The organism is Aerococcus sp. UMB1112A, assembly GCF_030230715.1.
Lineage (GTDB): Bacteria > Bacillota > Bacilli > Lactobacillales > Aerococcaceae > Aerococcus.
Genome location: NZ_JASPDS010000013.1, coordinates 23,037 through 38,068, shown reverse-complemented (window position 1 = coordinate 38,068; position 15,032 = coordinate 23,037). Strand labels below are relative to the sequence as shown.

Below are 15,032 nucleotides of genomic sequence, written 5' to 3'. Positions count from 1 at the left end.
CTCCCAATGTTTTAAAAGCAAATAGACCGCACCGATTTTTCGAAAACACTCAATCCAATCTGACAAACCCAAATAAAAAATACTTCATAATCCAAAAAGAGGCCGAAAGCTATGTGGTTCTTTAATTATTTAGTGTTGGCAATTGATGGCTCAGTCACAGTGAGCCAGCTAATTATTTTTGAGCAGTAGTGAAGCTTTGAACCTGGTCCTTAACCATGGCTCTTCAATGAGCCAGTTCAAAAGCGCAACGGATGCTCACCAGCACCATCTCAATCAGAATCAGCTTATCGGCCTCTTTTTTTAAGAGGTGACTGCATGTTAGAAACAACCCAAACTGTTTTAGCCAATTTATTTTCGCTCTTTATTATTGCCAACACCATCCTGGCGGTCTTCACGGTCTTCCGCCAGCGCCGCCCGGTCACTTCGATCTGGGCCTGGCTCTTGGTTTTGATCCTCCTGCCTGGTTTTGGTTTTATTTTGTATTTCTTCGTTGGCCGGCGCCTGTCTGACGACAAGATTTTTTCCCTCTCCCAGCAGCAAGTCATGGGGATGAGCAGCCTAGTCGATAAGTACATCGATGAAGATGGCATGCACCGGGACTTGAAGACTTATCCCTCCAGCCAGCAGAGTCTGATCAAGCTTTTTTACCAGACGGATGATGCCCTCCTGACCAACAGCAACGACCTGGACCTCTATGTCGATGGCAAGGCCAAGATGCACCAGCTCCTGGAAGATATTCGCCAGGCCAAGGACCACATCCATATCCAGTACTACATCTTCTCTTCCGATGAGATGGGGTCCCAGGTGGTGGAAGCCTTGGCTGAGCGGGCAGAGGCCGGGGTCAAAGTCCGCCTGCTCTATGATCCTCTAGGCAGCCGGAAACTCAGTCGTAAGGACATCAACCGACTGGAAGAGGCAGGGGCAGAGACCAGTGGCTTCTTTAGCCGGGGCTACTGGCTGGTCGACCTCCGTCTCAACTTCCGCAACCACCGCAAATTGGTGATTATCGACGGTGACTTAGGCTATATCGGCGGCTTCAACATCGCCAAGGAATATATCGGACGGGGGCCCCTGGGCTACTGGCGGGACACCCACCTGCGCGTTCGCGGGGAAGCGGTCCAAGCCATGCAGACCCGCTTTATCCGCGACTGGTGTGCCTCCATGGACTACAGCTACGATGACTTCCTGGAGATCTCGGATGACGCCCGGTCCTATTTCCCGGAAGTCAACGAGGCAGACCACGGCCACGTGCCCATGCAGATTGTGTCCAGCGGGCCGGAAGACGACACCGACCAGATCAAGCTGGGCTACATCCAATTGATCAACTCGGCCGAGCACACCCTCTACATCCAGACCCCCTACTTTATACCCGATGAGAGTGTCTACGAAGCCCTGGAAATTGCGGCCCTGTCAGGGGTTGAGGTCCACCTCATGATCCCTTGCAAGCCCGACCACCCCTTCGTCTACCGGGCCACCGAGTACTACTGCCGGGAGATTATTGAAAAAGGCGTCCATGTCCACCGCTATGACAAGGGCTTCCTCCATTCCAAGGTCGTTATTGCCGACGATGAAGTGGCCAGTGTCGGGACCGCCAACTTCGATATCCGGTCCTTCAGCCTGAACTTTGAAGTTAACGCCTTCGTCTATGACAAGGACCTGGTAGCCAAGCTCAAAGCCGCCTACCAGGACGACTTGAAGGTCTCAACAACACTGGACGCTGCCTACTTCGACCAACAATCCTGGTTTAAAAAACTCCGCCAGAACCTCTCGCGACTCCTCTCGCCCATCTTATAATGAAGTGAAAAAGCTGCCCTCTGCCAATAGAGGACAGCTTTTTATCTGGGGTGAAGGAAAGGGGCTTGGTGGGAGCTAGTCGACTTTTGAACTTGGGCCTTAAATGGTTAGAGCTTCAAGACTGCCAGGATAGGGCAGTGCTAACTTTCAAATGACAGCTCCGTTTATGACTAGGGGGTGGCTAACTTTCGAATATCGGCCTGGTTAGCAAGTAGGAACGCACCAAGTCGCAAACGGAGGTCTGATTAGCTAGTAAGGTCGCACCAACTCGCGAAGAGGCCCTCGATTAGCAAGTTGTCCTCTGCTAGGCAAGTTATCCTCTCCATCATCATAATGAAAACAAGCTAGCAAGGGCCTTGCTAGCTTGTTCATCCTTATTTGATATATTAATAATTGTGCTTGTCCCTGTATGGGAGCTATTTATTGGATAGGGAGGGATTTCAAGTTTTCTTTCCCCACGGCTTTGATGGCCTGGATGCGGTCGAGGGCGATGAGGTGGGTGACGGGGTTGAGGGCTTCGGCGAAGACGATGCGTTCTTTGTGGTTGTCGATGTGTTTAACAGTGCCGAAGAGGATGTCCTTGGTCAGGAGGGGACCATTTTGCCGGCTGACAGTCAGGTAGATAGGATCGCCTTGGCTCAGGGCCTGGTCCAGTCCGCGGGCGGTGGCTAGGGCGGGCATGGTCTGGGTCAGCTGGCTAGGCTCAGCGTTTGGGCTGGCTGTGCTTTTTTGACTTGATTTGATTTCCGCAAGCTGGCTGGCGGGGGTGAAGAGGGCTTTTAGACGTTGATAATGGGATAATTTTTCCATATGAAGGCTCCTTTACTGAAAATTTATCTCGAATAATCGCAAATACCGGAACGGATGTTCTGTACTTTTAGTATATCGAACGCCTGTTCCCTTGTCGATATTAAAACAAAAAATTTGATTCATGTTATAATGGAACTATCAGATCAGCGACGGGTCAGAATGATAAAAAAATTGTAATCTTACTGTCAAAGGCTGAGATTTATGTTACTATAGTTGTTATATAAATTCAGAGGGTGAAAGGTGTTCTATGAAATCAAAAGGATTATTAGTTGTTTTATCAGGCCCTTCTGGGGTGGGAAAAGGTACCGTGCGGAAAGCCTTGTTCGATACGGACCACGATCGTAACCAATTCTTCTATTCTGTCTCAGCGACAACACGTGAAGCGCGCCAAGGCGAAGTGAATGGCCAGGACTATTTCTTCGTTAGCCGCAGCAAGTTCGAGCAGATGATTGAAGAAGAACAATTATTAGAATATGCCGAATACGTGGGCAATTATTATGGCACCCCCTTGGCCTATATTGAAGACATGACCATGCAGGGGAAGGACGTCTTCTTGGAGATTGAAGTCCAAGGCGCCCTCCAGGTGAAACGCCGGATGCCGGATGGGGTTTTTATTTTCCTCGCGCCACCAAACTTGGGCGAACTCGAAACCCGGATCGTCAACCGTGGCACTGACGCCCCTGATGTCATCGCCAAGCGCATGGAGCAAGCCCGGGGCGAATTACAATTAATGACCCAGTATGATTATGTTGTTGAAAATGATGACGTATCCAAAGCTGTCGAAAACATCCAAACCATCATCCAAGCGGAACACCTCAAAGTTGACCGCTTCATCGATGACGTGGTTGAGAATTACTTAGACGAAGGAGAGACTAATTAATGATTATCTACCCATCCATTGACCGCTTACTCGAAAAAGTAAACTCCAAATACTCCCTGTGCAGCGTATCCGCCAAACGCGCCCACGACCTACAAGTCAACCGCAACCCCATGCTCAACGAATACCGCTCACCCAAGTACGTCGGCCAAGCCCTGGAAGAAATAACTTCCAACGACCTAGTTATCGATCCCGAATCGCTCAGATAGGGTGTGAGACTTGGCGGTTAGAGTCGGATGATTGGAGCAAGTCAGAATAAGAGCGAAGCATTCGCTCGTTTCTGACTTGTGAAATCACTCCGACTCTGCCAAGTCGAACCCGACTAGATAGGGTGTGAGAGCGCACGGTTAGAAGTGGACCTCTGGAGTAAAAGACTGGAGAAGGCCGAAAGCCTTCGTAAGACTTTTGCGAAGAGGAGCCACTTCTGCGCGACCGAACCCGACTAAGGGTGTGAGGGTTTGTGGCCAATCCACAATTGCCCCCTTCGAGTGTGGCTTGCCATCGCTCAGTCCACAATAAGACCCCAACACTGTGGGTTAGCAAGTTGCAAGCCACAAATAGACTCCGACAGTGTGGATTGCTAACGTTCAACCCTCAAATGAGGGCTCCAAGTGTGGCTTATGATTGAAGTTAGGGTCAGTCAAGCCCATTCCCAGAGCGTTTTTTCAAACACTTCGACCTTTATACAGAAGCTGGAAATCCCATCCAGCTTTTTTTCATACTTGTATTACTTGTTAATTTTTTCGTTAATCTGTTATAAAGCCAAGACGGAAGGGAAGCTCAAGCCCACCATTCGTGTTTACATCACTTTTATACAATTATAAATATATTCCCCAACGAAAAAATTTGTTTCTGACCTTGAATCGTTTAAAATGGAAGAGAAGAGTAATTAGAGAGAGGAGGATTTTGTGAGCGAATCCATTGCACGTGTCATTGTAGACGTCCCGACCCAACAAACTGACCAAGCCTATGACTACGCCATCCCCGAAGAGCTGGCTGGCCTCGTTCAGCCTGGCATGCGGGTGGAGGTGCCTTTTGGCGTTCGGGAAGTCCAAGCCTATGTCCTAGACCTAGTCTCCGCTAGCGATTATGAGGGCGAGCTCCGGCCCCTAACAGCCCTCTTGGACGATGTGCCTGTCCTCAACCAGGAACTCTTGGACCTAGGCCACTATATGGCCGACCATTATTTTTCTTTCTTGGTGACCTGCTACCACGCCATGCTCCCGCGCCTGCTCAAGGTCAAGTATGAGAAGTACTTCCGGCCCACTGAAAACTTATCCTATATGGACCACCAGTATTATTTTGCCGACAAGGAGGCCTATGCCTGGACCCAAGCTGACCAGGACGGCCATTTAAAAAACTTGCTCAAGCTCAAGGACCAGGGCAAGCTGAGCTTGGAATACCGGGTGGAGGACCAGAAGCGGGTCAAGACCGAGAACTGGATCCAACCCCTCCTGGACCGGGAGGACTTAGAGGAAGTCCATGCCGGCCTGTCCAAAACGGCCCACAAGCAGGTCCTCCTCTGTGAACTGCTTATGGAACTCGAGGGTAAGTCCCTGCCCACACGGACGCTGCAGGAGGACTATGACCTCAGCATGCAGACGGTCCGAGCTGGGGAGCGCAAGGGTTGGCTCAAGGTCTATGAACAGGAGGTCCGCCGCGATCCCCTGGCCGACAGCGACTTTGAGCAGACCCAGCCCCTGCCTCTCTTACATGAGCAAGCCCAGGCCTATGACCAGGTCAGCCAGGCTATGGCTGCCCAATCCGACCAGGTCTTCCTCCTCCAAGGGGTGACTGGGAGCGGGAAGACGGAGGTCTACCTCCAGCTCATCCAGAAGGCGCTTGAAGCGGGGCAAAAGGCCCTGCTCCTGGTTCCTGAAATCGCCCTGACCCCCCAGATGGTCCGCCATCTCAAAGGACGCTTTGCCGACCAGGTGGCGGTCCTCCACAGCCAGCTCTCAGTGGGGGAACAGTTCGATGAATGGCGGCGGATCAGACGCCAAGAAGCCCAGGTCGTGGTGGGCGCCCGGTCTTCCATCTTTGCTCCTTTAGAGAATTTAGGCATTATTATTATTGATGAGGAACATGAGACCAGCTACAAGCAGGCTGACCAACCCCACTACCATGCCCGGGACCTGGCCAAGTGGCGGGCGGCCTACCACCACTGTCCCTTAGTCTTGGGTTCGGCCACGCCATCTCTGGAATCCCGGGCCCGGGCCCAGAACGGGGTCTACCAGCTCTTGACCATCCGCCAGCGGGCCAACCAGAAGCCCTTGCCCCAGGTGGAGATTGTGGATATGCGCGAGGAATTCCGCCATAAGAACTATTACCAATTCTCCCGTAAGCTGCGGGATGCTATCCAGGAGACCTTGGACCAGGGCCAACAAGTGGCGCTTATGCTCAACCGCCGCGGTTATGCGGCCTATATGATGTGCCGGGACTGCGGCTATGTCTTCAAGTGCGAGCACTGCGATGTGAGCCTGACCTACCATTACCAGGCCCAGTCGCTGGACTGTCACTATTGCGGCTATTCCATCCACCTGCCCCAGCGCTGTCCCCTCTGCTCGAACCAGCACCTGCGGGACTTCGGGACGGGGACGGAGCGGGTCCAAGAAGAGATTGAGGAGCTCTTTCCCAGGGCCAATCTCGTGCGGATGGATAATGACACCACCCGGCGCAAGGGGAGCACGGCCCGGCTCTTGAAGAAGGTGGAGACCGGAGAGGCCGATATTCTCTTGGGCACCCAGATGATTGCCAAGGGCCTGGACTTCCCCAATATTACCCTGGTGGGCGTCATCAACGCTGATACGGCCCTAAACCTGCCCGACTTCCGTTCCAGCGAAAAAACCTTCCAGCTCCTCACCCAGGTCAGCGGTCGGGCTGGACGCGGGGACTTGCCAGGCCGGGTCTTTATCCAGACCTATAACCCCGACCACTATGCCATCCAGCTGGCCCAGAGCCAGGACTATGACAGCTTCTATCTCAAGGAGATGTCCTTCCGTAAGATGAACCATTATTCCCCATACTATTACACCATCCGCCTGACCGTCTCCCACTTCGACGAACGGGAGGCCCAGCTAGCCATGAACCGGCTATCGCGCCTGCTCAGGTCCTATGACCAGGGCCAAGGCACGCGGATACTTGGTCCTAGCCAGGCGCCCATTGCCCGGCTCAAGAACCGCTATTATTTCCAGCTCCTCTTCCAATACCGCCAGCTCGACGGCTTGGACCAGACCTTCAAGGAAATCCAGGCCATGGCCCAGGAATGGAGCAAGAAACAAGTCTATATTGCCATTGATGTTGAACCGATGACGTTTATTTAGGAGGTACTATGAAAAATATTGTCTTTATGGGCACCCCAGATTTTGCTGTAAAAAGTCTACAAGCCCTCTTGGACCAGCCCGACTACCAAGTGGTCGCAGTTGTGACCCAGCCGGACCGTCCAGTGGGCCGCAAGCGGCGCTTGACCCCAACACCCGTTAAGGAAGTGGCCCTAGCCCACGACCTTAAAATCTTCCAGCCTGAACACATTGCCTCAGACCAAGAAATTGCCGATTTCTTTGACCAAGCAGAGCTGGATCTTTTGGTGACGGCGGCTTACGGGCAATTCCTGCCCCAAAGCCTGCTTGAAGCACCCAAGTACGGGGCGGTCAATGTCCATGCCAGCCTGCTTCCTAAGTATCGGGGCGGGGCGCCCATCCACTATGCCATCTGGAAGGGTGACCAGGAGACGGGTGTCAGCCTGATGCAGATGGTCCCTGCCATGGATGCAGGCCCTATCCTAGCCCAGGCTAAAGCCCCAATCGACGACCAGGTCACGGTGGCAGAAATGTTTGACCGCCTAGCTGACCTGGGGGCTGAGCTTTTAATCGACAAGCTGCCGGCCCTTTTTGCCGGGGACTTGCGAGCGGTCCCACAAGATGAGGACCAGGCCACTTATGCGCCCAATATCAAGAAGGCTGAGGAGCGGATCGACTGGACAGAACCTGCCCAGGCCATCCACAACAAGATCCGGGCCTTCAACTCCTGGCCAGGTGCCTATGCCCTCTATGAGGACCAGCGCTGGAAGTTCTGGCGGACCGAGGTCTTAGCTGACCAGACGACCGACCAGGCCCCGGGAACCGTTATTGGGATCAAGAAGAAACCGGCCCAGTTCCTGATTGCAGCGGGCGACGGCAAGGTCCTCAATGTCCTAGAAATCCAACCTAATGGCAAGAAGCAGATGGATAGCGCAAGTTTCATTAATGGGGGGGCTGGCCATATTGACGTCAACGACCGCTTCGAATAAGCCAACTCTTAAGCAGTCCGCCCGCTACCAGGCCATGGAAAGTCTGACGGCAGTCTTCCAGGAGGGCGCCTATGTCAACCATGTCGTCAGCCAGACCATCCAGTCCCAGGCTGTGGCGCCACGTGACCAGGCCCTCTATACCCAGCTAGCCTATGGAACCCTCCAGTACCAGATCCCGCTTGAGGCCCTTTTCAGCCACATGGTCAAACGTCCCAACCGGGTGAAGAAATGGCTCAAGCAGCTGATTCTCTTAAGTTATTATCAATATTATTACCTGGATGCCATTCCCGAACACGCCATCGTCAATGAGGCGGTTCGGATCGCCAAGAAGCGGGGCAATGCCAGCCTGGGCCGCTTTGCTAATGGCGTCCTCCGCAACAGCTTCCGGCAGTATCCTGACCTGGAGACCTTTATTGGGGAAAAAGCGGCCAGTGAAGTGGAAGTCGCTTCCCTTCGCTACAGCCTCCCCACTTATTGGGTGACCTATTTCAGGGACCGCTTCGGGGAAGAGGCTGAAGACTTGATGGCCTCCCTCAACCAGGCACCAGCCACGGCCATCCGCATCCTAGATTCGGATCGGGCGGCAGCGATTATTAAAGGCCTGGAAGACGAAGGCTATGTGCTCGAAGCCAGCCCCATTAATGTTTCCAGCTACCGGGTGACCAAGGGCAATCCTGCCAACAGCCAGGCCTTCAAGCAGGGGCTGATCACCATCCAGGATGAGTCAGCCAGTCTGGCAGCCCAGGCCCTCAACGTCCAAGCGGGTGACCGGGTTCTCGATGCTTGTGCAGCTCCGGGCGGGAAGACTGTCCAGCTCGCCCAGGCGGCAGGTGACCAGGGCCAGGTCTATGCCTATGATATCCAAGACGCTAAGCTGCCCTTGATCGAAGAGAACCTAGAGCGGACCGGGCTCCGGGACCGGGTCCAAGTGGCCAGCCAGGATGCCCGTCACTTGGGTCAGAATTTTGAAGCAGAGAGCCTGGACCGGGTCTTAGTCGATGCCCCTTGTTCGGGGGTGGGCCTTTTCCGTCGCAAGCCGGACACCCGCTACCACAAGGAGGCCGCGGACTTGACCGCGCTCCAGGCCATCCAAGTGGCTATCTTAGACGAAGTCACCCCTCTTTTGAAAAAGTCTGGCCTTTTGACCTATAGTACCTGTACAATAACAGAAGAAGAGAACCAAGCTGTCGTGGCCGCCTATCTCGACCGCCATCCAGAGATGGCCCTCGAAGCCGTGCCCGTCAAAGAAGCGGCGCTCCAGCGTGCCCAGACAGCCCAGGGGTGTTTGGAAATCTTACCCCATTATTATTCCAGTGATGGCTTTTTTATTGCCAACTTTAGAAAGAAGACAGAGGGAAGTGATTAGATGGAAGTAGCGAAGTTAACGGATATCGGCATCCAGCGCAAGGAGAACCAAGACCAGCTGGGGGATTTTTATAACCAATCCGACCAAGCCCTGCTGATCCTGTGTGACGGTATGGGCGGGCAGAATGCGGGCGATGTGGCCAGTGAGATGGCCCTTTTCCAGGTGGGTAAGGCCTGGGAGGAGACGGTGGATATGACCCACCAGCGGGCTAAGGACTGGTTCCAGCTGGTCCTGCAAGATGCTAATGACCGCTTGATCGAGAAGTCCCAGCAATACCATGACCTAGAAGGGATGGGAACGACCGTGGTGGCCATTGCCGTGATGGACCGGGAGGCGACCATTGCCCATATTGGCGACAGCCGGGCCTATCAGATCCGGGACGGGGCTATTAAGCAGATTACCAAGGACCATTCCTATGTCCAAGAACTCCTGGACCTCAATATGATCTCGGAAGAGGAGGCCAAGGCCCATCCGCAGAAGAATATCATCACCCAGTCCCTGGGGGTCAAGCCAGACTTCTATGTGGATATCGACCGGCTCCACCTCTATCCGGATGATGTCTTTGTCCTCTGTTCAGATGGTTTGAGTGATATGTTGGCAGATGAGGATATCCTAGCCATCATTGACCACTATCCCCACCTGGACGAGTCCATCCAACGTCTGGTGGAAGCGGCCAACCAAGCCGGGGGCAAGGATAATATTTCAGTGATTTTGGCACGGATTGAGGGGAGCGACGAGTATGCGAATCGGGCAGCTCATTGATGAGCGTTATGAGCTCTTAAGTCATATCGGTTCCGGTGGGATGGCCAATGTTTACCTGGCCTTTGACCACATCCTCGAGCGACAAGTTGCCATCAAATTTTTACGTTTAGATTTAGATGATGAAACGGACTCTATCCGCCGCTTTCGACGCGAGGCCATGTCCATTACCGAACTCGACCATCCCAATATTGTGGACGTCTATGATATCGGGGACAAGGAGCGGGAGAATTATATTGTTATGGAGTATGTCGACGGCAAGGATTTAAAGACCTATATCCGCGACAACCATCCCATCTCGCCCCAGACCTACCAGGTCATCATGCTGCAGATCCTCGACGGGGTCCAGTGCGCCCACGACCACGGCATCGTCCACCGCGACCTCAAACCGCAAAATATTATGGTCAAGGCCGATGGAACCGTAAAGATCATGGACTTTGGAATCGCCATTATTTCGACGGAAACTTCCATTACCCAAACCTCCACTATCATTGGCTCGGTCCACTATCTCTCGCCGGAACAGGCCCGGGGGAGCTTGGCCACGGCCCAGTCGGATATTTATTCCCTGGGGATTGTCTCCTTTGAGATGCTGACGGGCCATGTGCCCTTCGATGGGGAGTCGGCGGTTTCCATCGCCCTCAAACACTTCCAAGAGGACCTGCCCGCCTTAGACGCGGAAAGATCCCATATCCCCAACTCCATCCAAAATGTGATCTACAAGGCCACGGCTAAGGACCCCAGCGACCGCTACCAGAGCTGCCGGGACATGGCCGAGGACCTAGCGACCGCCCTGGATGCCGAAAATCTAGAAGTGCCCTTGGTCAATGGCCCAGGCTTAGCGGCTGAGACCATTATCCTAGCCAAGCCGGACTTGGACGCCCAGGCAGAGGCTGACAAACTGGACCAGACTTTGGTTTTGCCCACTGCCGGGGCGACTTCGGGGACAGCTTCGACAAGTCAAGTGGAAGCGTCAGATCTTAAGCGGTCAGAAGGGCCTCGTCCTGACCCAGCTGAGGACCGGACTGTAAAGACGCGGTCTCAGGGCATCTGGGCCAAGCTCCAGTCCCTGCCGCGCTGGTTAGTAGCCAGTGCCCTGATCGTCCTCTTGCTTCTGTCAGTGACCGTTTATTCGGCCATGACCCGGGTCCGAGTGCCCGATGTGGCCAAGATGACCCCCGACCAAGCCGTCCAGCTGATCCAAGAAGCCGGCCTCCGGGTAGGGGACCAGCAGGAGGAAAGTTCGGAAGACATCCAGGATGGCCGGGTCACCCGGACCGATCCGGAAGCCAGCAGCCGGGTCAAGGAAGATGCTGAGATTGACCTCTATGTCTCTACCGGTCCCAAGAAGGTCACCCTCAAGGACTACCGCGACAAGCCTTTTGACGAGGCCAAGCGCGAGCTGGAAGAAGAGGGCTTCAAGGTGAAGAAGGAAGAGGTCTATGATAACCAGATCAAGTCCGGCCATGTGGTGGACCAGGACCCAGGCTCAGGCCAGGAAGTCCAGGTCAAAGGGACCACGGTGACACTCAAGGTCAGCAAGGGGAAGGAGACCTTTAGCCTCCAAGACTTGGCTGGGAAGACCCAGTCCGAAGTTCAGGCTTATGCGGATTCGATTGGTCTTAACCTGACCACTTCCAGTGAGTATTCCAACCAAGTGGAAGCAGGCCGGGTCATCCGCCAAAACCCTTCGCCTTCGACTAAGGTCCAAGCCGGTGACAGCCTGTCTGTGGTCCTTTCCCTAGGCCCTGAGAAGCCAGCCACCGTCCAGTTCTCCCACACCATCACCATCCCTTACAGCGATCCAGCTGAGGGCGAGGAAGAGGAAGAAGAGGAGAGCCGGTCATCATCCAGCTCCAGTTCCTCCAGACACTCCCGCCAAGACCGCCGCAATGACAGCACGGTCGGCCTGCGCAACTTGGCAGAACCGACCGCCCTCTTCAAGTCATGGCGGACCTGGCCTGTCTGGACCCGGGTCCAAGCCAGCGAGTGGACCAAGGACCAGCCGCTCTTGGCCCGTGGTGAGAACCATATTGAGATCTACATTGATGACTACAACCATTCCTATGCCAGTCCTGCCGACAGCTTCACCATTTCCCGGGATACCTCCTATACTCTGGATTTTGAAACCGTGGAAGGTGACATCGCCTCCTTCAAGGTGGTCCGGGACGGCCGTACCATTATAGAAAACCGGGTGAAAGCCAGTGACTAAGACAGACTACCAAGGACAGATTGTCCACGCCCTGAGCGGTTTCTACTATGTGGAAGAAGCTCAGAGCCATCAACGCTATGAAACCAGGGCTCGGGGCCAATTTCGAAAGACTAAGACCAGCCCTTTAGTCGGGGACTATGTGCGTTTTATCGCCGACCATGACCGGGAAGGCCTGATCACAGAGGTCCTGCCACGCAAAAACCAGCTCCAACGGCCCCCTGTGGCTAATGTTGACCTGGCCTTCCTCGTGGTCTCAGTCAAGGAGCCCAGCATCTCGCCCAAGCTCTTGGACCGCTTCCTGGCTTATCTGGCCTATGAAGGCATCGAGGTGGTCCTCTATTTCAGCAAGCTGGATCTCTTAGCAGAAGACGAGCGGGCGGAAGTGGCAGACTTCATGGCCCTCTATGAAAAAATTGGCTACCGGGTCTTCCAAAGTGATGCCCTGGACTTAGCTGACCTGGAAAGCCTTAGCCAGGGCCAGACCATGGTCGTGGTGGGCCAGTCGGGGGTGGGCAAGTCGACACTCCTCAACCGCCTCTTGCCCGAACTTGACTTAGAGACGGCAGAAGTCTCCAAGTCCCTGGGCCGGGGCCGGCATACCACCCGGGATGTCCAGCTCCATGACCTCTTAGGGGGCAAGTTCTTGGATACCCCAGGCTTCTCCTCTATCGACCTGCCGGACATGGAAGCGGCCGAGCTGACGGGGTGTTTTCCAGATATTGCCGCCTATGCTCCCGCCTGCAAGTTCCGCGGCTGCCTCCACCTCAAGGAGCCCAAGTGCGCGGTCAAGGCAGCTGTAGCGGAAGGGGAGATTGAAGAATCTCGCTATACCTCCTACTGCCAGCTCCTGGATGAACTCGCCAAGCGTAAACCCAAGTATTAGAAACTATATGAAAGAAGGAATCCAAATGAAAATTGCCCCATCTATTCTCAGCGCTGACATGTCAGCCTTTGCGAGTGAAGTGAAACGGATTGAGGAAGCTGGTGCCGACTGGGTCCATATCGACATCATGGACGGCCACTATGTCCCAAATCTAACCTTTGGGGCACCCATTGTCGCCGCCCTCCGTCCCAAGTCCAAGCTCTTCTTCGACTGCCATCTCATGGTCAGCCGGCCCGAAGACTATGTGGACAGCCTAGCTGAAGCAGGTGCGGACCAGATGACCGTCCATGCCAATGCCAGCCAGCACCTCCACGCCCTAATCCAAAAGATCCAAGGCCAGGACATGAAGGCAGCAGTGGCTTTGAATCCTGCTGATCCTGTAAGCCTGGTGGAGCCGGTTTTAGGCCAAGTTGACATGGTCCTTGTGATGACCGTCAACCCCGGCTTCGGCGGCCAGGCCTTCCTGCCTGAAGTGACCGATAAGATCAGTCAGCTGGCCCAAATCCGCGATGAACGAGGCTTGGACTTCCTGATCCAAGTCGACGGCGGGATCACAGACCAAACCATTAAGACCTGCTATGATAAGGGAGCAGATGTCTTCGTCGCTGGCTCCTATGTCTACGGCCAAGAAGATGTGAAAAAAGCCATCCTTTCCCTGAGAGAAGCGGTGATCTAATGAGTCATGCGCAAGCCTTGCTGGTGGGGAGCGGGGACTTGGATGCCAAGTGGCTGGAGAGCCTGGACCTGGGTCCGGATGACTTTTGCCTGGGGGTGGACAAGGGAGCCCGTCGACTCTTAGAAGCCGGCCTGCCCTTGGACCTGGCCCTGGGTGACTTCGATTCGGTGACAGCGGAAGAGAAGGCATGGATCTGTTCAAAAGCCAAGCAAGTGGTGGAACTTCCCGCCATGAAGGATGCCACCGACCTGGAGGAAGCTCTGGACTATCTCATAAAGATGAACTGGCAGGGGACCATCCGGTGTTTGGGCTTTCTCGGTGGGCGCTTGGACCACACCCTGAGCGTGGTCTGGTTGGGCTACGAGGATCGCTACCGGGAGATTCTCGAGCGCTTGACCTTTGAAGACCCCTACAACAGCCTGGGCTTCCTCTTGCCCGGTGACCACCAAATCGACCGCCAGCCTGATAAGAAGTATCTGTCCTTTATTGGCCTGGGACCGGTGGCGGACTTGACCTTGAACCAGGTTGTCTATACCCTGGACGACTACCAGATGACCACCCCGCGCGCCTTTATCTCCAACGAATTCCTGCCCGATGTGTCGACCATGACCCTGAGCTTTACTTCGGGGCGTCTCTTGGTGATCCAGAGCCGGGATGCTTGGCGGTAAAAAAATCTTGCGAGGGACTGGACTTTATGCTATGATTATTTGGTACATGATTTTTGAACGAAGGGAGTATGATGACATAATGGCTAAAGAATGCTACTTCACAGGTCGTAAAGCAAAAACAGGAAATAACCGTTCTCACGCTTTAAACGCTTCAAAACGTTCATTTAAAGCAAACTTACAAAAAGTTCGTATTATTGAAGACGGTAAACCTAAACGTGTATGGGCGTCAGCTCGTGCTATCAAATCAGGTCTTGTTAAACGTGCCTAAGACTTATAAATAAAAAAATGGAGCTGGGATTGTGGTCTCGGCTTCTTTTTTTGTGCTTAAATTAAGTTGTGCAGGTGAGCATGCGTTGCGCTTTTGAATTTGGTCCTTGAAGAGCCGTGGCACCGGCTCGAGCCTTGGTCTCTCGCCTAGCAAATCTCAAACGGCTCGTAAGGCTTGCGCCAACGATCCGTAATTCGCTTTACTTGCTCTTCACGGCTAAGGACCAACTTCAACGCTCCACTCCTGCTCACCACATGGATTGCAAAAAAATATTCTAATCTCGGCCTTATTTAAAAGTTTGAAAGCAATTCTGCTTTTATTTTTATAAGGTTAATAGGTGAATGAGATGATGCTGGTGAGCATGCGTTGCGCTTTTGAATTTGGTCCTTGAAGTTCAGCGGATCAACACGGCTGAAGCCGTCTTGTACTTTATC

General features: G+C 53.9%; 13 protein-coding genes. 12 read left to right on the top strand and 1 reads right to left on the bottom strand.

Translation table 11 applies throughout. The features are described 5' to 3' along the window. Positions 1-315 precede the first annotated feature (315 nt). Complete coding sequence (cls, locus tag QP860_RS07835; RefSeq protein ID WP_284912505.1) at positions 316-1,794, top strand: cardiolipin synthase; 1,479 nt, start codon at positions 316-318, stop codon at positions 1,792-1,794. Positions 1,795-2,214: 420 nt separating this feature from the next. On the opposite strand, the gene QP860_RS07830 is transcribed toward cls, so the two are convergent. Next, positions 2,215-2,604 (bottom strand): hypothetical protein, encoded by a 390-nt coding sequence (locus QP860_RS07830; protein ID WP_284912504.1) that lies wholly within the window; start codon positions 2,602-2,604, stop codon positions 2,215-2,217. 247 nt (positions 2,605-2,851) lie between these two features. Here QP860_RS07830 and gmk point away from each other — a divergent pair, with 247 nt between their 5' ends. From gmk to rpmB, 11 genes are all read left to right on the top strand, one after another. Further along, positions 2,852-3,484, top strand: a complete 633-nt coding sequence (gene gmk / locus QP860_RS07825) for a guanylate kinase (protein ID WP_067972310.1) — start codon at positions 2,852-2,854, stop codon at positions 3,482-3,484. Further along, positions 3,484-3,690, top strand: coding sequence for a DNA-directed RNA polymerase subunit omega (gene rpoZ / locus QP860_RS07820; RefSeq protein WP_067972308.1), 207 nt, complete (start codon positions 3,484-3,486; stop codon positions 3,688-3,690). The genes gmk and rpoZ overlap by 1 nt, the downstream gene beginning before the upstream one ends. A 699-nt stretch (positions 3,691-4,389) precedes the next feature. Beyond that, on the top strand, positions 4,390-6,804 hold the full coding sequence (gene priA / locus QP860_RS07815; RefSeq protein ID WP_284912503.1) for a primosomal protein N': 2,415 nt from the start codon (positions 4,390-4,392) through the stop codon (positions 6,802-6,804). A gap of 8 nt (positions 6,805-6,812) precedes the next feature. After that, positions 6,813-7,769, top strand: coding sequence for a methionyl-tRNA formyltransferase (gene fmt / locus QP860_RS07810; protein WP_284912502.1), 957 nt, complete (start codon positions 6,813-6,815; stop codon positions 7,767-7,769). Beyond that, on the top strand, positions 7,744-9,135 hold the full coding sequence (gene rsmB / locus QP860_RS07805; RefSeq protein WP_284912501.1) for a 16S rRNA (cytosine(967)-C(5))-methyltransferase RsmB: 1,392 nt from the start codon (positions 7,744-7,746) through the stop codon (positions 9,133-9,135). The genes fmt and rsmB overlap by 26 nt, the downstream gene beginning before the upstream one ends. Continuing rightward, positions 9,136-9,897 (top strand): Stp1/IreP family PP2C-type Ser/Thr phosphatase, encoded by a 762-nt coding sequence (locus tag QP860_RS07800; protein WP_284912499.1) that lies wholly within the window; start codon positions 9,136-9,138, stop codon positions 9,895-9,897. Then, entirely contained in the window at positions 9,875-12,103 is a 2,229-nt protein-coding gene (gene pknB, locus QP860_RS07795; protein WP_284912497.1) for a Stk1 family PASTA domain-containing Ser/Thr kinase, read from the top strand. The genes QP860_RS07800 and pknB overlap by 23 nt, the downstream gene beginning before the upstream one ends. Then, positions 12,096-12,986 (top strand): ribosome small subunit-dependent GTPase A, encoded by an 891-nt coding sequence (gene rsgA / locus QP860_RS07790; RefSeq protein ID WP_284912496.1) that lies wholly within the window; start codon positions 12,096-12,098, stop codon positions 12,984-12,986. Before pknB ends, rsgA begins: the two co-directional genes overlap by 8 nt. A 19-nt stretch (positions 12,987-13,005) precedes the next feature. After that, a complete protein-coding gene (gene rpe / locus QP860_RS07785) occupies positions 13,006-13,662 on the top strand; it encodes a ribulose-phosphate 3-epimerase (protein WP_284912517.1) in 657 nt (218 codons plus the stop codon). Further along, the gene (locus QP860_RS07780; RefSeq protein WP_070619317.1) at positions 13,662-14,330 is read left to right on the top strand and encodes a thiamine diphosphokinase; all 669 of its coding nucleotides are present in this window, start codon (positions 13,662-13,664) and stop codon (positions 14,328-14,330) included. The genes rpe and QP860_RS07780 overlap by 1 nt, the downstream gene beginning before the upstream one ends. 79 nt (positions 14,331-14,409) lie before the next feature. Further along, the gene (gene rpmB / locus QP860_RS07775) at positions 14,410-14,598 is read left to right on the top strand and encodes a 50S ribosomal protein L28 (RefSeq protein ID WP_067976505.1); all 189 of its coding nucleotides are present in this window, start codon (positions 14,410-14,412) and stop codon (positions 14,596-14,598) included. Positions 14,599-15,032: the final 434 nt, after the last annotated feature.